The 280-nt window shown below is 41.4% G+C and carries 1 protein-coding gene; it reads right to left on the bottom strand.

The window, feature by feature from the left end:
* Nucleotides 1–280 (bottom strand): DUF1553 domain-containing protein (locus ACZ3HH_RS29705; RefSeq protein ID WP_465810114.1); only part of this gene is annotated, 280 nt, incomplete at both ends.

Raw genomic sequence — 280 nt, 5'->3', positions numbered from 1 at the left:
GGAAGCATAAAGTAATGAATCGCGAATTTCTTCGGCCTCAAGACGTTTACGTGGATAAACAGCCAACAGCTTGTTTTCTGGATCGAGTTTGGCAACATCATCACGTTGATTTGAAGATTGACGATAAACGCTGGACAGCAGAATTTGACGATGCAGTTGTTTAATACTCCAACCCTTGTTGACAAAGTCAGTAGCAAGATAATCCAACAATTCTGGATTGGTTGGTTTTTGACCTGCCCGCCCAAAATCAGCAATCGTAGGAATGATGCCTTTATCAAAA

It is taken from the genome of Pseudomonas sp. PME37.24/025 (assembly GCF_055556615.1).
The sequence above is the reverse complement of the archived record's forward strand: the minus strand, read 5'-3'. Positions and strand labels throughout refer to the sequence as shown.